Consider the following 23,447-nt stretch of genomic DNA (forward strand, 5'->3'; position numbering starts at 1 on the left):
TTCTGCATTTTCTTTTTTAGGTTCAAATACAGATATGATGTATTAATGTGTTTGAGAGACAACTTGAAATGTGGTTAGCTATCTACTAAGGCCAAGGTTGTCAAGGCCTTCCTTATGTTTTCATTGCTTTCATGGTATAATCAAAGGGATATTATCTTGGAATGATACCACAAGTCTAGGTAACATCATTTTCAGAGATAGCAATTTATAAACGAAATGGTAAATAGTAGAGGGAGACTCAAATGATTACGTCAGAAGAAATCAAGGCACGTCTGTGGAATGGAGCTACTGAGCTCCGTGGTTCAATGGACGCTAGCCGTTACAAAGACTACATGTTAGGACTCATGTTCTATAAATTCCTGAGTGACAAAACACTCAAAACCTTTGCGGAATTATCAGGGCTTTCTACTGATGTGGACGTGTTTGAGGAATATCAAAAGGCACACGAGTTATACGAAAAAGATTTGGAAAAGATGATCAGTGATAACTTAGGGTATGTAGTCAAACCTAAGTACTTGTATCAAAAATGGCTAAATGACATGAATACAGGACAGTTTGAAGTTCAGACGGTTACTGAGAGTCTGGGTGAATTTGAACGTAGTGTCGTGTCAACAGACGAGACGGATGACTTTAATGGCCTTTTCTCAAGCTCAACTTTGGATTTGTCTGATACAGCTCTTGGTAGTGACTTGAATACACGAAGCAAGAACATCCAGGCACTTATTCGTCTATTTGAAGACTTGGACATGGTTGCCCTCCAAAAAAGTGATATTTTAGGGGATGCCTATGAGTACTTGATTGGGCAGTTCGCTATGGAGTCTGGGAAAAAGGCTGGTGAATTCTATACCCCTCATCAAGTTAGTGAAGTCATGGCACAGATAGTTGCGACAAATAAGTCTCTAACTTCTATTTATGACCCAACTGTAGGTTCAGGGTCACTCCTTTTGACTGTTAAAAAACATTTATCTGAAGAGCAGCAGAAGGTACTTAGCTACTACGGACAAGAAAAAACACAGCGACTTACAACTTGACACGTATGAACCTCTTACTTCATGGTGTACGTCCTGAGAAAATGAGCATTAAAAACGGTGATACCCTTGCACAAGACTGGCCAGAAGATCCAGAGCGTCCAGATGAAGGCGTACAGTTTGATGCAGTGGTTATGAACCCACCTTATTCGATTAAGAACTGGAACCGAGTTGGCTTAAAAGCTTCAGACCCACGTTTTGAAATAGCCAGTGTATTACCTCCAGATTCAAAAGGGGATTTTGCCTTCCTTCTTCATGGGCTTTATCATTTATCAACCACTGGTACAATGGCTATTGTATTACCTCATGGGGTACTTTTCCGTGGAGGAGCAGAAGGTGAGATTCGTCAGAAACTCCTTGAAAAGAATCAGATTGATACCGTTATTGGTCTGCCAAGCAATCTATTCTCTAATACAGGGATTCCAGTATGTATCATCATTTTGAAGAAGAATCGTGACTTAAATGAGCCTGTTCTCTTTATTGATGCTTCACATAACTTTATTAAAGTAGGGAAGCAAAATGTGCTTCAAGAAAAAGATATTGCTAAGATTGTAGATACATACAGTAATCGTACAGAAGAAGAAGGCTATAGTCACTTAGCGAATCGAAAGGAACTCATCAGCAATGAGTTTAATATGAACATTCCTCGCTATGTGACAGCTATAGACAATGAGATTGCTCACGATGTTGATGCTCATTTATACGGTGGTATTCCAAAATCGAATATTGAGAACTTGAAGATTCTTAATCAATTAGTACCAGATGTTATAGAACAAGCCTTCACTGAAAAACGTCCTGGCTATTTGGCTTTAAACCAAACGATTGATGCATTTTCAGATGAGGTATTATCTAGCACGGTCGTCCAAGAGACGATGACGCAAGTGAAAGAAACGGTTGAAGCATATCTGGATACCTATTGGACCCAGTTGCATGAGCTCGGTAAGGAACGTAGCTCTAGACAGGTTAAAGAATCCATGTTAGCCGATATTAAACATCAGCTATCAGCCTTTGAACAACTTGACAGTTATGACGGGTATCAGATGATTGCTGAGATTTGGGCTAATAGCCTTGAACATGACTCAGAGTTTATTGAACAGTTAGGATTTTACCAAGCTGGTCGAACACGTGAGCCCAATATGGTCAAAAAAGGGAAGAAAAAAGAACCAGTTCAGGACGGTTGGAACGGGGTTGTTGTTCCCAATAATCTTATTGCTAGCGAATTTTATGCCAAAGAGTTAGCTGAAATTGAGGCTTTCAAATCACGTATTGTTGAAATTGAAAGCGAAATGAGTGAGCTTGTAGAAAATGCTAAGGTAGAAGATAGTGATGAGTACAATGCTCTCTTTGATTCTCTTAAAAAGAATGAAGAGGGTGAGGCCCAGGACAGTTTTGAAGGCAAGTCTATTAAAGATAGTTTGAAGGAGGGTGAAAAAGGGTCTCTTGAGTATGATCTTCTCAAGAAAGTCGATGACTTGATTAAAGAAAAATCAGCTGTCAATAAAAAGATTAAGACCAAAGAGCAAGAGTTGAAAGAAGTAGTGGCTGATCGTATTCTTCAATTGACTGATGAAGAGGTCGATCAACTCCTTTACAAAAAATGGTTTGGTTCAGTTATCGAAAAAGTGGAGGACTTAGTAGAATCCCCTCTTAAGTCTGAGATTGCAGTGATAGACGAATTGAACAAACGTTACTCTGAGACATTAGACACTCTAGATGATGAGATTGCTACACTCGAAAAAGAACTTGAAGCAATGATGAAGGAATTGGTGGTGCTATAATGACGAATAGTAAATATGTGCCTAAGAGACGGTTTAAAGAGTTTGTGGGTGATGGTGAGTGGGAACAAAATCAGTTGAAAGAATTAGCGGAGTTTAGTAAAGGAAGAGGTTATTCTAAATCTGAATTACAAACTGATGGACAACCAATCATTTTGTACGGAAGACTTTATACAAAATATGAGACTGTTATTTCGACAGTTGATACTTTTACTCACATTAAAGAAAATTCTGTCTTAAGTAAAGGTGGTGAAGTTTTGGTTCCTTCCTCAGGAGAGAGTGCCGAAGATATTGCCCGTGCCTCAGTTGTGGCAGAAGAAGGTATTATAATTGGGGGAGATTTGAATATTATCAAACTCTGTAAAAAAATAGAACCAATATTTTTATCCCTAGCCATTTCAAATGGCAAACAGAAGGAAGAAATTTCGAAGAGAGCACAAGGTAAATCAGTTGTTCATGTAAACAATGATGATTTGAAACAGGTAAATGTACTCTTTCCAAGCATTTCAGAACAAATACAAATTGGAAAATTTTTCCAAACAATCGATGCGCTTATTTCTAACCATCAGCATAAACTTGATAAACTCAAAAATCTGAAAAAAGCCTATCTCACAGAAATGTTTCCAGCTGAAGGTGAGCGCGTGCCGAAACGTCGTTTTCCTGGTTTTGAAGGTGAGTGGGAATGGAAGAAATTGGGAGAACTAGCAACTATAGTGAGAGGTGCTAGTCCAAGACCTATCCAAGATCCGAAATGGTTTGACAGTGAAAGCGAAGTTGGATGGCTAAGAATATCTGATGTTACTGAGCAGAATGGTCGAATATATAAGTTAAGTCAACGACTGTCTTCTCTTGGTCAGGAGAAAACTAGAGTCGTCAGTGAACCTCATCTGATATTAAGTATTGCGGCAACTGTGGGTAAACCTGTTATAAACTATGTCAGGACTGGTATCCATGATGGTTTTCTTATATTTCAAGAACCTAAATTTGAAATAGAATACATGTACTATTTGTTGGGGATGTTTAGGAAAAACTGGGCGGCATATGGACAGCCAGGTAGCCAACTAAACTTAAATTCTGATATTGTGAAAGAACAGAGAGTAGCAATTCCTTCACAATCTGAACAAGTTGAAATAAGCAAATTTTTTAAAAAGTTAGATCAATCAATCACTCTCCAACAACAAAAACTAGACAAACTAAACGATTTGAAAAAAGCTTATTTGAATGAACTATTCGTGTAACGTCAGCTGCAGTTTGATATAGAAAGGACACGTATGAGTAATACTCCCAAAAATGCTTCAGAAAAGGCATTTCAGGAAAATTTCGTAAAAGAATTAACGAAGTATAGGTGGCAAGCTCCCGATAAACTTAATGGTAATCTTCATAAAGTCACTGTTCAAGACCTTATAAATAACTGGCGTGACGAGTTAAATCGTATCAATGCGGACATCTTAGAAGGTGTTGCCTTGACCGATGCCGAGTTCCAGCAAGTTATGGCTAAAGTCAAACAGATATCAAATAGTTATGAGGCTGCAAAGATTCTTTCAATGGAAGGGTCAACAGGTAAGATTGATGGCATCTATCGTGATAATCACCCAGATGTTACTAGACGACAAATCACACTAACGATTCTGAGAAAGGCTCAAGTTCGTGGTGGAGACTCTAATTATCAAATTGCGCGTGAGGTACAGACTGACTATAATAACCGATTTGATATTGTGCTGTTAATTAATGGACTACCATTAATTAATATTGAGCAAAAACGTACGGATAAAACATTAGACGAAGCCTTTGGACAATTCAAACGTTATTATCGCGAAGGTGAATACACTAATAACTTCATGGCCTTTTCACAAATGATGGTTGCGACAAGTGAGATTGAAACACGTTATTTTGCGACACCTAAAACACTCAACGATTTTAACCCTGCTTTTGTATTTCACTGGTCGCTTGTGAGAAAAAGTCAAGTTGATGGTAAGTTCTTGGGTCATCGTATTCTGACTGATTATCGAGAGGTCATTGAACATTTCTTAAAGATTCCTATGGCCCATCAAATGGTTGGGGATTATTTGATAATAAATGAAGATAAACTTGAAGAAAATCGCCGTCATATGTTGATGCGACCTTATCAAGTCCACGCGTTACAAGCCATTGAAAAGGCTGTTTTTGGCTCGCCAAATGATAGTATACCGCACGGTGGTTTTGTCTGGCATACAACTGGTTCAGGAAAGACCATCACAAGTTTTAAGACAGCTCAGGTTTTAGCCACTCGAACGGAGTATGATAAGGTAGTCTTCTTATTAGATAGACGTGATCTTGACGACCAAACTTCAGAAGCCTTCAAAGCTTATTCTGTTTATGAATCGGTTAATGTGGATGATACAAAAAGTACTTATCAACTAAGAAGACAATTGATGTCTGCTAAAAGTGGGATTGTTGTTACAACAACCTTTAAACTTTATAACCTCGTTGAAAGTCTTGTTAAAGGACAAGATGATAGCCTAAAAGAGAAGAAAATTATCTTTATTATTGATGAGGCCCATCGGACAACTATGGGTGATATGATGGCTAAAATTAAAGAGTATTTCTTTCAAAAAGGTTTGTTCTTTGGTTTTACCGGGACACCTTTGTTTGATGAAAATAAGGCTAAAGGTAAAGTCAATGAACGTAGCGAGCTCATTAATACGACTGAAAAGCTCTTTGGCCCCTTGCTCCATCAATACACTATCGATGAAGCAATTGCGGACGGTAATGTCTTAGGTTTCCATGTTGACTACATCAATACTGGTGAGTTTAGAAATTATGATGATCTCCGAGAGCAACTAATTAAGTCATTATCTGAGAAACATCCAGATCAAGGAGAGAAAGCTATCGCACGAGAGGTCTATCAGTGGGATGATTTGGAGGTTGAAAACATGGCTGTAGAAGAAGATATCTTAATCTACCAAGATGAGACTCATATTCCACGAGTAGTTGAAGAAGTGCTAGATGGTTGGCAGGAACAGTCTCAAAACGGAGAGTTTAATGCAATCCTCACAGCTGCATATAAAGAGCGTGTAATTGCCTATTACCATGAATTTAAGAAACAAATTGCTGAGAAATTTAAGGATGGTGAAGCTAAACCCAATGTCGCCATGACGTTTAGCTTTGGAAACGAGAATGATCCAGATAATATTGCTCTAGAAGTCGTTGATGAAATGTTTGAAGACTATGCAAACTTTACTGGTATTTCCTTTGTTCCTGGTAATAAGACTCATGGTGAAGCTGCCTACTTTGAAGATGTAACGGACCGTGCGAAACGTGGGGGTAGTGGTAGAAACCCTAAGAATATCGATATTCTTATTGTTGCTGACCAATTACTAACAGGTTATGACTCAAAACGTATTAACACCCTTTATGTTGATAGACGTCTTGAACTTCAAGGCTTGATTCAGGCTTATTCTAGAACAAATCGTGTTTTTGGTTCTTCTAAAGAATTCGGAACGATTATTAATTTCCAATATCCAAGAATTACACAAGAGCTTGTTAGGGCTGCCCTTGAACTTTATGGTAGCGGGGGTAAGAATAGTAAAGTTATCGTTGCTAAGTATGAGGATGCTGTCGATGAACTGAATAAGCGAATGATTAATCTCATCCAAGAACTTTCAGACCCAACACGATGGATAGACCTACGTGACGATAAAGAGGGCAAAAAACGATTTAAAGCAGCATTCGAAGAAGCTGCTAGACAGTTAAATGTTGTTAAACAATATTATGAATTTGTCTGGGATAATAAGTGTTTTGGCCTTGATGAGCATAAGTGGCTTCAGTACATAGGTGCTTATAGAAACCTTTTCCCTAGAGTTGTAGCTGGGCCAGAAGGGGAAGAGATTAGAGAATTACAAGGGAGAACTAAACTTCAAGGTTCTCAAGTCATTGATGCTCAGAGCATCCTAGAGTTAATTGGAAATAAGACGACTACAGAAGGTGGTTATATTGTAATCAATGATAATAATTTGGTCTTAATTCAAGAGCAAATTCAAGAGTTGAGTAACCTTGGGGAACATGAAAAGGCTGAGTCTTTGAAACGTTTTGTTAATGAAGAATTACGAGGTGGTCACATTCCGGCTACTAGCAATTTTGATGAAGCCTTTCAGGATTGGCAGGACAAACAACAATTCAAAGAAGTTAAAGCATTTGCGTCCGAATGGGGGCTTGATGCTGACTTACTTAGTAAATCGCTTAAAGAGTATAGTCTTCTCAAGCCAGAAGAGATTCCATTTCGTGATGAAATCTCTAAAACACTAGACCCTGATAAAGCAACCAATACCTTTGCAGGCAATAAGTTGATGCTTAATATGAACTTGGGTCCTGTTCTTCAAAAATGGATGTGTGAAATTAAACAGAAATATAAATGGTAATTCAAATAAAGAGCCAGGAAAAATCCTGGCTCTTTGATTTTTGAGAGGTATCGTAGGTGATATAAAGAAATTATACACTAGGTTTCTTTCGGGTTGAAATTGTTAAATGGTATAATAGTAATGGGAATGAAATTAGGAGGGAATTGCTATGCCTAAGAAGATACTTTTTGCAGTTCTGATAGTTATTTCATTGTTCTTATGCAGTTCGGCTGTTAATAAGGCAATCACCTATGATAACGACTTCATTATTTCGTTAGCTAAAGGGTTAGATAAACGGTGGGAGGATGCCGCATCAAATTACGAGGATACTAGGGCGTACTATGAAAAGGCCACACAATTTGAGTTGTCGGAAGTTGGAAGATATAAGGAAAAACTTTTAAGGATAAAAAGCTCAAGAAATTTGCTATTGAATATATAAATGTTCTTGAGGATTCAAAAAATTAACATCGAAGGAAAATGAACATTACTCTTCTGATCGTTGGGTTGAGTACAGAAAAAAGAGATATGAATTGATACTTGATATTCATTCAAGAAAGAAGATACCTGTCCAGGATACTAGGCACTTACGTGATATCGTAAACATAGGAATAAAAGTAAAGCAAGCAAATGAAATAATCCAAGCACTTAAAAGAATTTTTAAGGGGAACAACTTTACAATCAGTAAAAGTAGCGAAAATAGTGATGAATTGAATTGTTCTGCTACATTTGAGAATACTACCGGTTATTATCTAAAATATGTGCCTATGGCTATTGAAGCTTATAATAAGAATGGTAGGGTTATTTTTAGAAAGTCAGATGCGGCTATCATTGAGTGGAGTGAAGGAACAACTAAAGAATTAAATTTAACAGTTTATGATCCAAATCATGAATTCAATGAAATCAAAGTATTGTTGGATGAAAAATATCTCCAATTTAGATAAATCATTTTAGGTATTACTGTGAAACAAAAAAGAGGGGGGTGTCACTCCCTTTTTCTCCTATATAAATGATGCTATACTGGGCATATGAAAAAAGATTCTAAGTACATTATTACTTTGGTGGTCATTTTCCTCGCTCTTGGAGTCATGTTTTTGGTCTCTGCGTTAATAAAGAAAAATGAACCGAAGAAAAAAGTAACACCTCCTAGCACCGAACAGGTGATTGAAGATTCATCATCGGAAGACATTCCAAAAGAAGATAAGTATGAGCGATGGCGTAAAGAGGCACTTGCGACCTTAGAAACACAAACACCTGCAGATGATGCTGATACGCAAACTGTTAAGAATGCACTGAAAGAGATGTGCTCTTATGTTGAAACAGTTCATAACGTAACCGAAGTTAAGCCAGATTATCAAAATCATTTAACTATTACTGGAACCAAGATGCAGTATGAGCTTGTTGCGAAATTCATGCTAGGCTATAAGTATTCTGATGCTAAAACTCAAGTATTTAAAGCCAAAGCTGATAATGTTCGTCAGTTTGTACTTGAGGTTGCTAACCCAGACGGAGCAAAACTTTATTTCTGTGGAAATTACGTTATGGGGACAACTCAAATAGAAGTAACATCAGTTCATGGGGTAGCTGAAGCTGACCATGCTGAACATGGACATGACTAAAGGTAGTTAATGCGTCTTACATATCTTGTTTAGCTTCATCATGAGATGGAGCTTTTCTTTATTTAACTCAAATAGGAATTTTTGTTCCTGTGTAAGTGCATATCTTCTTAATCCTTGATATAATAGTGCCATAGCACAAGGATTAAAGAATTAGTGAACATAAGAGAATATGATTAAAGAACGATTGGAGATGAGGGATCATGGAAAAAGAAACAAAGCGTCTTTTAAGAAAATTGGTTAGGTTGTTTGATGGCCGGCCAAAGGATTATCTTTTAGAATATATTGATGATGTTTCCGAGTTAACTATTGAAGAACAAAATAAACTAGCTCAAGAGTTGCCGGGTAGACACTTAAGTGCTGAAATTTTAAGTGATATTCAACGAATTAAAAACAGTGAAGAACCACGTTTCTTTTCTAAGGATGGACAATATAAGGGGCTGTGCGTTGAGGAATACAACCAGCGTGACTTTATGACTCGTCAGCAACGGTATGTTCTAAGTTGGGCGTTCGGAATGTTACTCTTTTTAGCAGTCTTCACAATTGTTTCCTGGAACTTTGTTCCCAATGTTATTCAAAAAATGGAAACCAGTACATCACTATTGGACTATACTGAGAACTATGGCACTCGTCCTGAACAGGTCTTTGCAATGGTTTTTTGTGGAGTCTTATTGATACTACTTTCGGTAGTTGTTTCACTAGTATGTCTGAAGAGATATCGTAAATCTACTGAAGAACCTATCACTGTCGTATTAACAGATGATTTGAGACTATAAAAGCTGAAGCTTAAGCTTTGGCTTTTTTGGTGTCTTTTTACTAAATTACCCCATGTCACTGGGTTATAAAAGGGAATTTCTTTATGTTAGAATTCGCTTATGATTACATATTTGTCAGAAAAAAGAGATCAAGGAATAGTCTACTATATGGCCCTTGCTTCAGATAATACATTGTCTGCAACTCAATTAGATGAAAAATATAAAAACAAGGTTATATTCAATTTAAAAATGTTGCTTACCACAATGGAGAATTGATCACGATCATCTGGGCTCAAGGACATATGCTAGAGCTGAAAGAACCAGAAGACTATAAAGCTGATTGGAAAGAGTGGCGTTTGGACACCTTACCTATTATTCCTGAAAAATTTGAATATAAGGTTATGCCACAGAAAGAACGGCAGTTTAAGAAGGTTAAGGATTTCTTTGACAAATCTAGTATGATTGTTTGGGCTACCGATATAGATCGAGAAGGTAGTCATATTGCCTATAGTATTAGCCTTATGGCTGGTATTTTAGACCAGAAAGGTCCGAAGAAAATCATCAAGTCCCTTTGGGTTGATGAATTGACACCAACCAAAATTCAAGAGGGAGTAAAAAAACTACGTGAGATAGAGTAAATTATCTATTTTTACCAATAAAAAATGAGGAAATAAATCCTCTTTTTTATTGGCTTAAGATAGTCTGTTTTTTTAAAACAAACAAGGTTCCTTCAATATAAAATTGAAGCTTAAGTTTTACTGATTCAAATGTCTTTTTGTGATTTGATGAAGTAGTAGTTGGACTTCACTTTCAATAATTTCAGCATCACTAATCCATTGCTTGATAAGAGCGCTGTAATAATCTTTTGGTGCATCCTCCTTCAGCAAATACATTTTTTCAAAGTATTCATGTAATAAGTCTGCATCAATGTAGTTTCTGCTACTAAACGATACTATGCCCAAGCAATCATATGGATAGTTTAAATCAAAATAGATTGGACTCTTATTACTCTTCAATTATCCATAAGGAAGGAAGCTTGATAACTCACCCTTAATTTTATCAACTAGTCTATTGTATTCTAGACTTGGTTTTAAATTTATACTATCTAAAGTTACATCAAATTTTCTAAAATCTAAAGCTTTGTTTAAAGCATCAGTAAATTCTACCAGCCAAGCTACAGGTAAGCCGTATTCAAAATCGTTCATTTGTTCCTCCTTTGATAAATAAAGTCACACTACAAGTGTTTATAAAGTAAAGTACGCTATGTACTAAAATGAGCAGCCAACTTCTTTCAGAAAAAGGCCTCTTTTTCTGAAACATATTGATTTTCTATATGGTTTAAATTATACATTTTCACAAAAAAACTTTTTAAATATCATTCAATGACATTTAAAAAGCGCTTCCTGCTAATTTACATTTGAGATTCTATTTCACCTTGCTCTATTCAAAGCGATATTTTCCCGTCGTAATTCTTTACAGATTCGAGAGGTAACGTTGAAAATATTCAGGATGATAAACTTACTCCACTGATACTGATAAATCATCTGGAATTTTTTTACTAACATCACTTATTGCTTCTTTTAAAGAAAAGGATGTTTCTTGATCTAATGAACTTATAGTCTCAACAATTTTATTAATTTCTATTAAAAAATGTTTTATCATATACATATCTAAATGACTAAAAATAGATTCTTCATACTTTTTTTTGTACTCAAATTCGTAAAACAAATCTAAATGAAGATTACGTAATAAGATATCCTCGTGTTTACCTTCTACTAAAATATCTAATAATATAATTCTTTTTAATTCATTCTCTTTATTCACACCGCTTTTTATAGAAAGATTAACTTCTTGGCTCTCTGAAATAGTCTCACCAGATTTATACTCGTTTATCTCAAATGTATTATACTCTAATGTATTTATTTTACAACCCTTATCTATTACTATATATTTCATCTTTAAGTTCCCAATGTATATCTAGATCTTCTACCTGTTTCTTCACTTCCACATTTATATTATTCGTAAAAGTAAGACTATTATCAAACTTATCATATTTTTTTAAACGTTCACAACGACTTTTAATGTTATATTTATAATATTGCGTACAATCATTATTCAAATTTAAATAGAAATCCATTGGAGGAATTTTCTCTGAAATTTTCGATAAATCATTAATTTTCACTTTTGGAAAAATTTTATTAGCAATTTTTCCAATGCTGTAATTACTAGATTCTAAAAAGAAATTGCGAATTGAAATTTCACCATCTATTACTTTGTATAGATTAGTAGGGCTTGGTTCAGTAATTAAAATTTCTTTTATATCTACCAAATGATTATTTTTCAACAAAGTCCTATCTTGCATGACATAAATAGTGTAAATCTTATCTAAGTACGACACAATACCAAAAATTGGGTCATTTATTGCTAGTAAAGGCATTTTTATATCATTTTGCTCTACAATATTCATAATTTTATCAAAATTATTTATATCTTGATTTATCATATTATTTTTCCTCCTCTCATTTTTTATTTAAACGGAAATGGTTTAAATTTTTCACTCAATGATTTTAGTAAATTCACCATACTATCCTTATTATTGTCTCTCAATACAAAGTTATAGTGAAACGTACTCGGTGTAGTATATTTTTTTTCTAAATCACGTTCCATCATTCCGAAACCTTGATTTAAATCACCAACAAAATAATCATCTATTCCATCAACAAATTTATCATTTACATTATTTTTTATAGAATCCATGTTTTCTTTTACTTCGCTAACACTCGAGGGTTCTTCTAATTTAATAAATGAAGTAGCAAAATTACCAAAATTTTCATGAGTAACATTTTGTGATGGAGTAGTAGTAAATTTAAAATTAATTTTCTTCTGAATATCCTCTGGAATTAAAGGAATTAGAATATCAGGTACTTTTTTCTATTACCATTAATTATATCTTTTACTATTTTTTCTAGATTTGTCGGAAGGAAATATACCTCCTTATTTTTATTCAAATCTGGAACAAGTCGTCGTGAATCTTGTTCTAATTCTGCAAGTTCCGATTCAAATGAAAGTGTATCATTCTTTTTAGTATCTTCATCATAGTTAAAATTTGGATATCGCAACCTGTCAAAATTTGACTTTGGACTAGCATATCTTACAAGAAGAGCTTCAGATTCTTTTTGCAATTCTATGTTACTCTTGTTTAATTCAACTTCTCCTTGATATCCATTAAAGAAATATAATTCACCTTCGGGCTCTCTTTTTTCACAATATTTATCATAAAATTCTTGCATTTTCTCTTTACTCTAAAATTATTCAAAAATACTAATGTGTTTAATCATCCCCATATATTTCTTAAAATGGGTAATCATTTTTAGATATAGTCATTTCCAATTAAAACCATAAACTATATTATGCTATACTATTCTACCAAATATTAGTTATTATTTCAATTTTTAGTGATAGCTTAAGGAGTATCTTCTGTGCTAAACTGGTTCAAAGGAATAAATTCCTTTCTAGTAATGTTTCGAAAATCTGCTATAACTGATTTATCCCTTTTTGTGTTTACACTACCTTAATGTATTTTTTGATTGAACTTATTTGTACCAAATTGTATTTCAAATCACTTTTATTCGAAGAATAGTTTTAATAAGGATCCCTATATTTCAAGTATCTATTACTATTTTCTTCTATACAAAAATAAAGATTTTTTTGAAATCGGCATCAAACTATACAAGAATAAGCATATTGTGACGAGCTTTTTTGATATTGAATTGCTTTTTTACCATATGATTATAAAAGTTTTCGGATGTTTTCAAGGTGACAAGAAGGGTGAACCTTGGGAGGGAGACTGTTCTACTAGAGAGGGTTGGGAGAAGCTTATTCAGAATCCAAAAATTATTGGAGAACGTAACAAAGGAGTTATCGTTGAACATGAGGTTGAACTAAAAGAAAAACGACCACCAAGGCTTTATTTCCTTGACTCGATACAAGAGGAATTAGGAAGAATTTTAGGAATGACACCAAAAGAAGTTTTAGAAGGACCTTGCCAAGAATTATATGAGGTGAGAAAACTAATTACATATCCAAGATCATCGTCTTTTTACATTTCTAGGGAACGTTATGAGACCCTAAAGCAACAAGCACCAGCTTTAGCTCGATTAGTTGGGTTCAGTGAAGAGGATTTGGTGTTTCCAGAGCGTCTAGATGGCTTTTTTGTAAATGACAAGAAGGCTGCCAACCACTCAGCAGTAGTTCCAACTACCTTAATTCCTACTGAAGAAGAAGTAGAAGCCCTTCCTGATGCACTGAAGATTGTCTACAAAGCAGTTATCAGAAGAACACTAGCTATGTTTTTCCCGAAATACGAGTATGAACAGACTACAATCATTACTCAGGTTGGAGCTGGAAGGTTTAAAACAGTAGGACAAGTCCCTAAAAACCCTGGTTGGCAAGTTTTATTCCAAGATAGTGCGAGCCTGCTTGATGGAGTGATAGAAGAAAGTGAGGCGAGGGAGCTAGTTAAAGTTCAAATCAACGACACTGTCACTTCGCACCTAGTGCCAGCGGAAAGACATGTTAAAAAACCGCCTCGCCACACGAATAGTACCTGGCTTCGAGCATTGAGAACTGCTGGTCGGGACCTAGAGGATGAAGAGCTTATCGCTATCATGAATCAAATCAAAGGGTTAGGTACTGCAGCAACTAGGGGAGCAATTCTTGATGAAATCGTTGTTAATAAATGGGTGACAGTCAAACAAGGGAAAATCTATTTATCTGAACTTGGTTGGTTGATCTGTGAGACACTTAAAGATGAACGTGTCTTATCTCAACCCGAAACAACAGCAATATGGGAACAATCACTCAGCAAAATTGCTGAAGGTACAAATACACAAGAAAAGTTCCTAAAAAACATCTATAGGTATCTAGGTATCGAGAATCCTCACAATAACCTCATCGAAAATCTGATTAAAGCTGTAGATAGAACTGATTATATCCCTTTCCAAGACTTTATCGAGCAAGCAGTAGCAAAAGCTGATGGCAAGCTTGGTAACTGTCCTTTATGTGGAAAGGCCGTCAAAGTCCTAGGAAAATCAAAAGTGGCTCAGTGTGAAGATAATATCTTATCAAAAGAAGAAAGAGAAAGAGAAGCAGGTGCAACACCTGTTTGTAGCTTTAACTTCTGGATCACTGTAGGTTTTATTAAAGACAAGAAAAAACACTCACCAAGAAACAAATCAGTGACCTTTTATCTGACAAAGGACGAACAAACCTTATCAAGAACATCGAAGGTAAATATGGCCCATTCGATGCTTACGCTTATCTTTCCTTCAACGAAGAAAAAGGAATTTATCAAGTAAACCTTGAAGTTGATAAAGCAACGTCTAAAAAATAGTTCATTTTATATGACTTTTAAAAATTTGGGGCTCTCTGCGCTTGCTCTTGTAATTTCCTCTGTGCTACACTAATCTTAGTTTAAGAAGAGACGATACAAATATCTAAGAAAGGAGAAAAATATGAATACATCTCGTATTAACCGATTTTTAGGGGAATGGCTAGACAGACAGACTAGCCCAGACTTTTTTCAAAAAAGTTTGATTCTTTTAAATGCGTGTAACTTTATAGAAAGTAATGCAGATGCCATCCCTGGTCTTATTGCTCATAAAAAAAGTCCTCTGCGTCAGCAATTAGATGAAGCTCTCGCTAGTCGTGGGTACTGTTATCTTAAGCCTATTGAAGTCAATGCTCAAGACTCCATTGAAGTAGAGAAGTACTATCGCTTTGAAACCATGCCTAAAGGTTCCAATGAACCTATTACTTACTATGGTCTAGGTGCGTACTTTATTTGCCGTGCTATATTTAATAATGAATTCGATATTGATTCTGGCTTTCAATATGATGACGAAGAACTCTTTTATGAAGACATTGGATTTGATGCTCTATTCCATAATAAGTCTGTTTTTCTATTAGGAAACACGCCTTCTGATGATATGGAGATATCTTGGCAAGAAGTTGGCATTTCAATGCGTAGACGGGCATTCAATTAATATGCTTTTCAAGGACTTCCCTTTATGATATATGAATTGGAGAATATAATATGAGAACTTTCAGTAAGCTTATAGCAATTATTTTTTGCTTTGTTTCATTTACCTTCATGCAGACACTTAATTTTTGATTTTTCCTCGCTTAACTTAATAATATATAAGCTATATAGTTGATATTGTATTTTGTAAGGTAAACGGTTGGTTCTTTGTTGTGATTAAAAAGCAAATTATCTCCTTAGATATCTACTTAGACAGTAGCTATTGGAAAATGATGGTCTGTTTCAAAGGTTCTTTGTTGAACATCGAAATCTAATATACGAGCATTCGTAAAAAAATGGTCGATTTTTGTTTTATATTCTTTATGACTGTAATGAGTAGAATTATTATTTAAATGTTTCCAAGCATTAAATTCTGCTGGAATTTGTTGGATATTGTTTTTAACTTTTTCATATCCTATAATTTTATCAAAGTCAATATTTAAGTCACCAAAATAGAAATAATATTTGTTATTTTTCTTGTTTACAAACTTCTCCGTCATATCGTTGGTTAGTTGTTCTAGAGCTCGTTCTCTGACATTGTTCCTTTCAGCACAATTAGATGTTGGATGGATATAGGCTGATGTAATGCGGACAATATCTGATTCAATAGTACAATTCCTATATTTCATATATTTTTCTTTTAAAAGAGTTGATGTAGAGTAATTTGGTATTTTTAATCTTGAGGCTAATTTTTTCTCTATAGCAATAGCCGAAACTAGTTGTCTTCCTTTTATTCTATGTTCGGGTTGAATAAAGATATATCCGTTTGATTCAAATATTTCTTTAAATCGATTTGATTCTTGAGATTGTAATTCTGAAAATACAATAATTTCAATATTATTCAATAAAAATAGGTTTTTTAGGATTTCATCATTTTTCTGAGCTTTTATCCTATCTTTAGGAATACAATAAGTTTCTCGTTTCTTATAATTTTCTTTTCCCCATAGACTTTTAGGAATGGGATAACTATTGTTCATATTTGCTAGAATTATTTTGATTTTATGTTTCATGATTTTCCTCTTAAAATATTCTTACCAGTGCACCGCTATCCATGAAATTGTCAATACCTATATAACCGAACTCTGAATAGCTAGGGTTTTGAAGATTATAGACATAAGCTATTAGTGAGTTGACAGAAGCTAAACGTTCTTCTTCCCATTCGTAAAGTTGATTTTCTTCGCTCATACTATCTGTTGGGATAGTAACATACAGAAAAGCCAATGTATCGCCAGTTTCAATAACATGATAGACAAATTTTCCTTTGTCGTGTTCAAATTTCCTAACAATCGCCTCATAGTGTGGATTGTAAGAGATAGTGTCAATACTTCCAAGTAAAACTCCACCAGTTAAATAAGAGTAGTAAAGTTTATCATCTTCGAGATATTTACGAATATTTGGATTGACATTCGCTAAAGAATCTTCAATTTTTTGAAGACGTGAAAGTGCTTCTTGTTTAGTTTTTGCCAACATTTTAGATCTCTTTTCTATTCAATTAATTTTCTTGCATTTTTTCTTAAATATAGTTTATCAAATGTCAATGTTTGAAGTATTGACTATCATGTTTGTGACTGGTAACTTTGTTATTTCACTCGTGAAGTTAATCCTTGAACTTATAAAAACGACAAAAAAATAACCGTCAGTACTTTGGAACAGTCGACGGCTATTTTTAAATAGTTATATGATTGTAACCACCGTCTTAAACGGCTTTACAGAGGTGTTGTTGGTAGCAACACCTTTCTTATGTTCATTTTACCATAACAGATATAAAATGCAAGGGAATTTGAACTGCGCCCCAAAAATTAGACAGAAAAAATCTAACGATTTGGAGGGCGGTACATTACTGATAAATAGTAGCTATCTGTTTTTTTGATTATAACTTGGTTATTTTTTATTGTTAGAATTGATTACATAAGAAACGGAGGAATTATACATGGAAATTATGCTTGAAACAAGAAATTTAACAAAGAAAATCAAAGAACAAATGATACTTGAAAATGTATCAATTAAAATAGAAAAAGGAAAGATATATGGACTATTAGGACCGAATGGTGCTGGAAAATCAACGCTGTTAAAAGTAATTACAAAAGTTATGAATTGTACATCAGGGGATATTTTTTTGAAGGAAAAAGCATGTGTACACAAGATTTAAAAAAAGTTGGAGCTATCATAGAGCATCCTGCCATCTATCCAAATTTAACAGCATATGAAAATTTAGAAGTTTTAACAGTATTATTAAATATTGATAAAAGAAGAATTGATTATGTGCTAAAAACAGTCGGGTTAGAAGATACAAATAAAAAATTGGTAAGAAACTTTTCATTGGGGATGAAACAAAGACTCGGAATTGCAATGGCACTAATAAATAATCCAGAATTATTAATACTTGATGAACCAACAAATGGACTAGATCCTTTGGGGATTCAAGAGTTAAGAGAATTAATAAAAGAGTTTTCTAAAAAAGGAATTACAGTCATTATTTCAAGTCATATTTTGAGTGAGATAGAGCAGATAGCAGATAAGATAGGGATTATTAATAATGGGCATCTCATTTATGAAGCTAATAATTCTGATGGGATGGATTTGGAAAAGTTGTTTTTAGAAACGATAAAAAAGGATGTGAAAAATAATGATTAGTTATATTAAAACAGAGTTAATGAAAGAAAAAAGATCTGGTAACTTAAAGTTAGGAATTATTGTACCTATAATTTTTGTTTTATTTAATATAGCTATGGTTAGTTTGATGGGGGAAAGCCCAGAAGGAAAAAGTTACATATTGGCAACTTCTTTTAATTGGTATCCACTTTTAATTCTCCCAATAGTTTTGAGCTTACTAGTTGTGAATATAAATGTTAAAGAAAAGAGCGAGCATATTGTTTTACAAAAAAGCAAAAATTTAAGTTTTACAAAAATAGAATTGGCAAAAAATATTATTATTGTAGCTGAATTATTTATTATTCTACTAATATCAACAATATTAATATTTACTGTTGCGACATTTTTTCTAGGTGAAAAAATATCGCTAAGTCAATTAATTATAGCTACTATTTGTCTTTTTATTGGAAGTTTACCGATCGTTGCTTTATCTTTTTTGATATATGGACTTACAAAAAAGAAAGCTGTTCTTATATTGTTGAATTTTGTGTTGACATTCCCATCGGCTGTGATTGCAGTAACAAAAAATTGGATTTTATTTCCATGGTCATATAACTTGCGAATGCTTAGTCCAGTTGTTGGAGTACATCCAAATGGGACTTTTCTTGAGACTGGCTCTAAACTAATGAATATGGATGCAACATACTTAGGATTGCTTTTAAGTATTGCAGTCTATGTAGTCGTATTAACATTAAGCCTTTTAATTAACAACAAAAGGAGTAAATGAAGTGTATAATATAATATCATCATACTGGCTTAGAAGTAGAAGGACACCAGTAAGACTAATGACTTTTTTATGCCCAATCCTATTTTCTTTGATTTATGGTATTTATTCGATGAATTCAAAAGGATTAATAGGGAAAGAAATGGGAGTGTTTTTTTGCACATATATAATTTTAGCAAATTTTTCAATGTGTTTTTATATACCAATGATATATGAGGTTGATAAGGTAGCTGGGAATTTTGCAAATGATTTAAGGACTGGGATTAGTAGGAAAAAAATATTCTTTTCTAAATCTATTTATATCTCTATATTACTTTTTATAATTGAACTTATATCTATCTTGGTAATGATATTAATAGGGTTTGGAAAAGTTGAGTTTAATTATATAAGTACAGCTTTATGCTTTTTGATTGGTACAATTATGCTGATACCAATGATTCCTGTTTATCAATTTGTAAGTTTGAAATTCGGTTTTTCTGGTAGTATACTAATCGGAGTTTTTTTAACATTATCAGGTATTTTGTTAGGCACTACAGAATTAGGCGGTAATATTTGGTATTTATTACCTTTTGTTTGGCCGATAAAACTTATTTTTGCTTATACAAGTCATGAAGTTACAAGTCATGTTATTTTGATGTTTTTAGCATTATCAGTAATCATTACTGTAGTATTAATAGGCGTATTTTATAATTGGTATAATAGATGGGATGGTATTAATAAAATGGAGGAGTAGAATGAACTTATTAATCATAGATGATGATAAAGATTTATTGAGACTTTTAGAGTTGACTTTTAAAAAAGAATATAATGTTGACCTTTGTGATTCAGCTGAAAAAATTGTTCCTGAACAGCTGGTTAAATATAATTTGATTATTCTTGATGTCATGATGGACAAAATGGATGGATTTGAGTTTTTATCACGATATAGAGAATTGATAGATGCACCGATTATCTTGTTGACGGCTAAAAGTTTTGAAAAGGACAAGATAGAGGGATTTGCCTTAGGTGCAGATGATTATGTTACAAAGCCATTTTCTGTATCCGAAATCAGGGCGAGAGTTGCAGCACATATTAGAAGAGAAAATAGAGATAAGCACAGTAGAATAATTGATTATCCAATTTCTTGTGACTTATTGTCTAAAAAAATATATTTCAAGAAAAATGAAATTACTCTTACCAAAAGTGAATATGAAATATGCGAATTACTTTTAAAAAATAGAAACCAGGTTTTTACTAAAGAAAAGATTTATACAACAATTTATGGATATGATGCTGAAGGTGATAGTTCAACTTCTATTACAGAAAGAATAAAAAAATAAGAGAAAAATTTGCTGGATTTCATATAGATCCAGTTAAAACTATTTGGGGAGTAGGGTATCAATGGGAACTAAAAAAGTTTAACCTATTTAATTAGTAAATTTGCAATTTTAGAATTGTTTTTTGTACTATTTATGATGTTATTCTCCTATATGCTTCTACACGTCTTAATTAACACTGGGGTAGTATATCCTGCAAATTATGCTGAAAGGAATTCTGATACAGTGAAATATGAATTCCTAAAAGAGAATTGGAAAATTGATAAAATACCATTTTTTATGAATATCAATTAAGAGATAATGGAGAAATTATAGAAAATACGATTGATGAACGCTATAATAAAAAATAAGTGAGGCATTGCAAAAAGGAGAATCTTCAAAGGATAAAATAATAGGTTCAGATGTATTTAAGGCTTTTAAAAATGGTAATAAAGATTTGATCATAAAGTATAAAATTAGTGTTATACCTACCAATCCAAATGTGTATAAAATAATTGGAAGTTTTGAATTGGTGTTTTTTATAAGCATGTTTTGTCTGTGGCTAATTGGATTTATTTATTTAATAAGTAATTTGACAAGGAAATTAAGGAGTGAAATTAGAAAGATATCCAAGGCTAATGATAATCTTGAAAAATTACAATTAGAATTTGAAAGAGAGCATTCTGATTATATAGAAATTTCAGGAGTGTTAGATTCTATAGATAGTATGGCAAGGAGCTTAAAGGCATCATTAGAAAAGCAATGGAATATGCAGACGACACAAAAAGAAATGATTCAATCGATTACTCATGATGTGAGGACTCCGATTACTCTAATCAAGGGTAATATAGAATTATTAATAGAAGATCAAGAAAATGTTCTTGAAAGAGCAGAAGATGCTTTAAATGGTGTGGAGAGATTGGAATATTTTTTAAAAAAACTAAATGAATTTTCTGATTTGATGGAAGCTCAAAAGGAAATTGTATCAAAAGAAGTTGTAGACTATTGGATAAAAATCGTGACTAGTATTTGTAAACTTAAAGGTTTTAGCTTATCAATTCTTTCACATGATGCAAGTAATATTAAATTAGATAAAAATTCAATTTCTATTGCGATACAAAATTTAGTAAATAATGCAATTGAGAATTCTTCAGTGGGTTCAACTATATTTATCGGTTTTTATGATGATATAGATAATTATACTATTGTTGTCAGGGATCAAGGCGATGGATTTAATAATGATATTCTTTATGATCTAAGGGAAAAATATGTATCAACGAAAATGTATGATGATAATATACATGGTTTGGGACTTTCAATTGTTACGAAAATACTTGAAACTAACAAGGGACAATTGTTACTAAATAATTATGATAATCAAGGTAATGGTGCTGAAGTTAAAATGGTATTTAAAAAGTAAGCATAAAATTTATGTTTATCCAATTAATGTAAAAAAATGTTGCTGGAAGAATTGATTTATTTTTAAAAATGAATCAATTCTATTTTTTTTAGTTCTGTCTATTTTTGGGGGACTTGGATTGACATTTACTGTAATGAAGGACGCGTTATAATGAGAATAAAAGAGAATACGTACAAGAGTCAGTAGAACTTAATTATTTAGACCAAAATAAATTTCATAATAGATTACAAAAGAGCAGTACGCTCTTTTTTTGTGTATTCAAAGGGTGTCACTGGGTTTGAGTCAGGGATGACTTTTGCTATCATCTAATTGTAATTTTTTAAGAAAGGAAATTGCTTATTTATGGATAAAAACAAATGTTCAATGATCCTAAAATCTGGAGCTTTTTTAACAGCCCTTGTAGCAACAGGTTTGGTTAATAATGGAGTATCAGCAGACGAATCTGCCGCACCAACTGGACCAACAGATAATGCTACTGTTGCGACTGGACACTCCGATACACTTCTTCCTCCCGCTTCATCAACACCAGCGACACCCGGCACCAATACCACAGATGTCCCAACTGCTGAAGCACCTAAAGTTGACACTCCTAAAAATGAAGGTGTAACAACTGAGACACCTAAAGTAACTGACGGTTCTACTGGTACTGGTGTAGCTACACCTACAATACCAAGCGTTACTACGCCAAATCAAGACGAAGGGAAGACATCAGAAACTTCTGAGGTTACACCTACGACTTCTGAAAATGCAAGTACAACTGCTGAAACGTCTACAGCTACCTCTGAAGGAAGTGATGGAAACTCTACTTCTGATACAACTTCAACTGCATCAGAAACTCCTACTCCTTCAGAGCACACAGTAACTGAAACTCCTACTAAGCCTAACGCAACGGATACTGCTAATACTAACCACAATAGTAAAAATAACACTAGCAGTAGCAGTGAAAGTTCAACAAATACTGTTAATGATAAAGGGTCAACTGTGGCCACACCAACTCCAGCACCAACTGAAGGGAATAACGCTTCAAGTTCTGAAACACCTAGTGGCTCATCAACTTCAGCTGAATCTTCTTCAACAAGTTCAGAAACACCAAAGGTGTCTGATGGAACATCTGGAACAGGTGTGAGTTTGCCAAGTAGCGAAGGAACAACATCTTCTGAGAAATCATCAACTTCTCCAGAACTGTCTGAAACAGCTACAAGTACACCTCACATTCTTGACGGAACTATTGGAACTGGAGTTTCTACGCCTACTGAACATAAATCAGATAGTCGTACAGAAGTAGCTTCAACTTCAGCAACTACTTCAAACAAAGTGGTTGAGACACCTAAATCTGAAGAAACTCCTAAAGTTAGCGACACAAATGTTCAAGAAGCACCTAAACCAGGGGACGTTTCTCCTTCAACAAAACAAGTTGTACTTAATGTGACTCCTAGTCAACCAGTCGTTACAAATACTGGTTATAAAGTTGTCTCAACAAACAATAGTGATCTTGTTGTACAAAACTTCGATGGTTCGGTAGCCTCAGTTCCAGCTTCACAGGCAGGAGGAGCAGTAAATGAGGATGGAACTGTCTCTGTTAAGACCGAGGCAGGAAAAATGGTAACACTTCCTGAAACAGGGGAAGCTGGAACAAAACTCGTTACCTTTGGATTCTTGATTTTGGCAGCACTTGGTCTTCAACGAACAGCTGTGAAACAAGATAAATGGTACTCAAACTAAGAAAGGTG

21 protein-coding genes and 2 pseudogenes are annotated in these 23,447 nt (G+C 33.9%); 16 read left to right on the forward strand and 7 right to left on the reverse strand.

Features of this window, described 5'->3' with window-relative positions:
- The first annotated feature begins 305 nt into the window (after positions 1 to 305).
- From HSISS3_RS02275 to HSISS3_RS02310, 8 genes and pseudogenes are all read left to right on the forward strand, one after another.
- Positions 306 to 2,806: pseudogene (locus HSISS3_RS02275) on the forward strand (type I restriction-modification system subunit M).
- Positions 2,806 to 4,041 carry a restriction endonuclease subunit S gene (locus HSISS3_RS11450; protein ID WP_021151593.1) on the forward strand — a complete coding sequence of 412 codons (1,236 nt, stop codon included), beginning with the start codon at positions 2,806 to 2,808 and terminating at the stop codon, positions 4,039 to 4,041. The pseudogene HSISS3_RS02275 and the gene HSISS3_RS11450 overlap by 1 nt, the downstream one beginning before the upstream one ends.
- Positions 4,042 to 4,074: 33 nt before the next feature.
- Positions 4,075 to 7,200 carry a type I restriction endonuclease subunit R gene (locus tag HSISS3_RS02285; RefSeq protein ID WP_021151594.1) on the forward strand — a complete coding sequence of 1,042 codons (3,126 nt, stop codon included), beginning with the start codon at positions 4,075 to 4,077 and terminating at the stop codon, positions 7,198 to 7,200.
- 148 nt (positions 7,201 to 7,348) lie between these two features.
- Positions 7,349 to 7,618: a hypothetical protein gene (locus HSISS3_RS02290; protein ID WP_042771763.1), complete on the forward strand. Its 270-nt coding sequence runs from the start codon at positions 7,349 to 7,351 to the stop codon at positions 7,616 to 7,618.
- A 91-nt stretch (positions 7,619 to 7,709) separates the two neighbouring features.
- Positions 7,710 to 8,120: a hypothetical protein gene (locus HSISS3_RS02295; protein ID WP_042771764.1), complete on the forward strand. Its 411-nt coding sequence runs from the start codon at positions 7,710 to 7,712 to the stop codon at positions 8,118 to 8,120.
- An 84-nt stretch (positions 8,121 to 8,204) separates the two neighbouring features.
- On the forward strand, positions 8,205 to 8,795 hold the full coding sequence (locus HSISS3_RS02300) for a hypothetical protein (RefSeq protein ID WP_021151596.1): 591 nt from the start codon (positions 8,205 to 8,207) through the stop codon (positions 8,793 to 8,795).
- A gap of 200 nt (positions 8,796 to 8,995) precedes the next feature.
- Complete coding sequence (locus tag HSISS3_RS02305) at positions 8,996 to 9,568, forward strand: hypothetical protein (RefSeq protein WP_021151597.1); 573 nt, start codon at positions 8,996 to 8,998, stop codon at positions 9,566 to 9,568.
- Between the two features lie 281 nt (positions 9,569 to 9,849).
- Positions 9,850 to 10,185 (forward strand): toprim domain-containing protein, encoded by a 336-nt coding sequence (locus tag HSISS3_RS02310; RefSeq protein ID WP_021151598.1) that lies wholly within the window; start codon positions 9,850 to 9,852, stop codon positions 10,183 to 10,185.
- A gap of 378 nt (positions 10,186 to 10,563) precedes the next feature.
- Here HSISS3_RS02310 and HSISS3_RS02320 read toward each other — a convergent pair whose 3' ends face one another.
- The 5 genes from HSISS3_RS02320 to HSISS3_RS02340 form a co-directional block, all read right to left on the reverse strand.
- A complete protein-coding gene (locus HSISS3_RS02320; protein WP_021151600.1) occupies positions 10,564 to 10,752 on the reverse strand; it encodes a hypothetical protein in 189 nt (62 codons plus the stop codon).
- Positions 10,753 to 11,065: 313 nt separating this feature from the next.
- Positions 11,066 to 11,503 (reverse strand): hypothetical protein, encoded by a 438-nt coding sequence (locus HSISS3_RS02325; protein WP_042771770.1) that lies wholly within the window; start codon positions 11,501 to 11,503, stop codon positions 11,066 to 11,068.
- Positions 11,481 to 12,050 (reverse strand): hypothetical protein, encoded by a 570-nt coding sequence (locus HSISS3_RS02330; protein ID WP_021151601.1) that lies wholly within the window; start codon positions 12,048 to 12,050, stop codon positions 11,481 to 11,483. The genes HSISS3_RS02325 and HSISS3_RS02330 overlap by 23 nt, the downstream gene beginning before the upstream one ends.
- Before the next feature lie 23 nt (positions 12,051 to 12,073).
- Positions 12,074 to 12,304, reverse strand: coding sequence for a hypothetical protein (locus tag HSISS3_RS02335; RefSeq protein WP_042771772.1), 231 nt, complete (start codon positions 12,302 to 12,304; stop codon positions 12,074 to 12,076).
- Positions 12,305 to 12,456: 152 nt separating this feature from the next.
- Positions 12,457 to 12,837, reverse strand: a complete 381-nt coding sequence (locus HSISS3_RS02340) for a hypothetical protein (protein ID WP_042771775.1) — start codon at positions 12,835 to 12,837, stop codon at positions 12,457 to 12,459.
- Between the two features lie 297 nt (positions 12,838 to 13,134).
- On the opposite strand from HSISS3_RS02340, the gene HSISS3_RS02345 reads away from it, so the two are divergent.
- Positions 13,135 to 14,904: a DNA topoisomerase gene (locus HSISS3_RS02345; protein WP_021151602.1), complete on the forward strand. Its 1,770-nt coding sequence runs from the start codon at positions 13,135 to 13,137 to the stop codon at positions 14,902 to 14,904.
- A gap of 156 nt (positions 14,905 to 15,060) precedes the next feature.
- Entirely contained in the window at positions 15,061 to 15,591 is a 531-nt protein-coding gene (locus tag HSISS3_RS02350; RefSeq protein WP_021151603.1) for a hypothetical protein, read from the forward strand.
- Positions 15,592 to 15,835: 244 nt separating this feature from the next.
- On the opposite strand, the gene HSISS3_RS02355 is transcribed toward HSISS3_RS02350, so the two are convergent.
- Positions 15,836 to 16,636: an endonuclease/exonuclease/phosphatase family protein gene (locus HSISS3_RS02355; RefSeq protein ID WP_021151604.1), complete on the reverse strand. Its 801-nt coding sequence runs from the start codon at positions 16,634 to 16,636 to the stop codon at positions 15,836 to 15,838.
- A 10-nt stretch (positions 16,637 to 16,646) separates the two neighbouring features.
- The gene (locus HSISS3_RS02360; RefSeq protein ID WP_021151605.1) at positions 16,647 to 17,096 is read right to left on the reverse strand and encodes a hypothetical protein; all 450 of its coding nucleotides are present in this window, start codon (positions 17,094 to 17,096) and stop codon (positions 16,647 to 16,649) included.
- Positions 17,097 to 17,556: 460 nt separating this feature from the next.
- On the opposite strand from HSISS3_RS02360, the pseudogene HSISS3_RS02365 reads away from it, so the two are divergent.
- The 6 genes and pseudogenes from HSISS3_RS02365 (at position 17,557) to HSISS3_RS02390 (ending at position 23,439) form a co-directional block, all read left to right on the forward strand.
- Positions 17,557 to 18,260 (forward strand): annotated as a pseudogene (locus HSISS3_RS02365) (lantibiotic protection ABC transporter ATP-binding subunit).
- Complete coding sequence (locus HSISS3_RS02370; protein ID WP_021151608.1) at positions 18,253 to 19,005, forward strand: ABC transporter permease; 753 nt, start codon at positions 18,253 to 18,255, stop codon at positions 19,003 to 19,005. The pseudogene HSISS3_RS02365 and the gene HSISS3_RS02370 overlap by 8 nt, the downstream one beginning before the upstream one ends.
- A gap of 1 nt (position 19,006) precedes the next feature.
- The gene (locus HSISS3_RS02375) at positions 19,007 to 19,735 is read left to right on the forward strand and encodes a hypothetical protein (protein ID WP_021151609.1); all 729 of its coding nucleotides are present in this window, start codon (positions 19,007 to 19,009) and stop codon (positions 19,733 to 19,735) included.
- 1 nt (position 19,736) lies between these two features.
- Positions 19,737 to 20,321 carry a response regulator transcription factor gene (locus tag HSISS3_RS02380; protein WP_021151610.1) on the forward strand — a complete coding sequence of 195 codons (585 nt, stop codon included), beginning with the start codon at positions 19,737 to 19,739 and terminating at the stop codon, positions 20,319 to 20,321.
- Positions 20,322 to 20,676: 355 nt separating this feature from the next.
- Positions 20,677 to 21,717, forward strand: coding sequence for a sensor histidine kinase (locus HSISS3_RS02385; protein ID WP_021151611.1), 1,041 nt, complete (start codon positions 20,677 to 20,679; stop codon positions 21,715 to 21,717).
- Between the two features lie 342 nt (positions 21,718 to 22,059).
- A complete protein-coding gene (locus tag HSISS3_RS02390; RefSeq protein ID WP_021151612.1) occupies positions 22,060 to 23,439 on the forward strand; it encodes a hypothetical protein in 1,380 nt (459 codons plus the stop codon).
- Positions 23,440 to 23,447: the final 8 nt, after the last annotated feature.

This window comes from Streptococcus sp. HSISS3, from assembly GCF_000448605.1.
Taxonomy (GTDB): Bacteria; Bacillota; Bacilli; order Lactobacillales; family Streptococcaceae; genus Streptococcus; species Streptococcus raffinosi.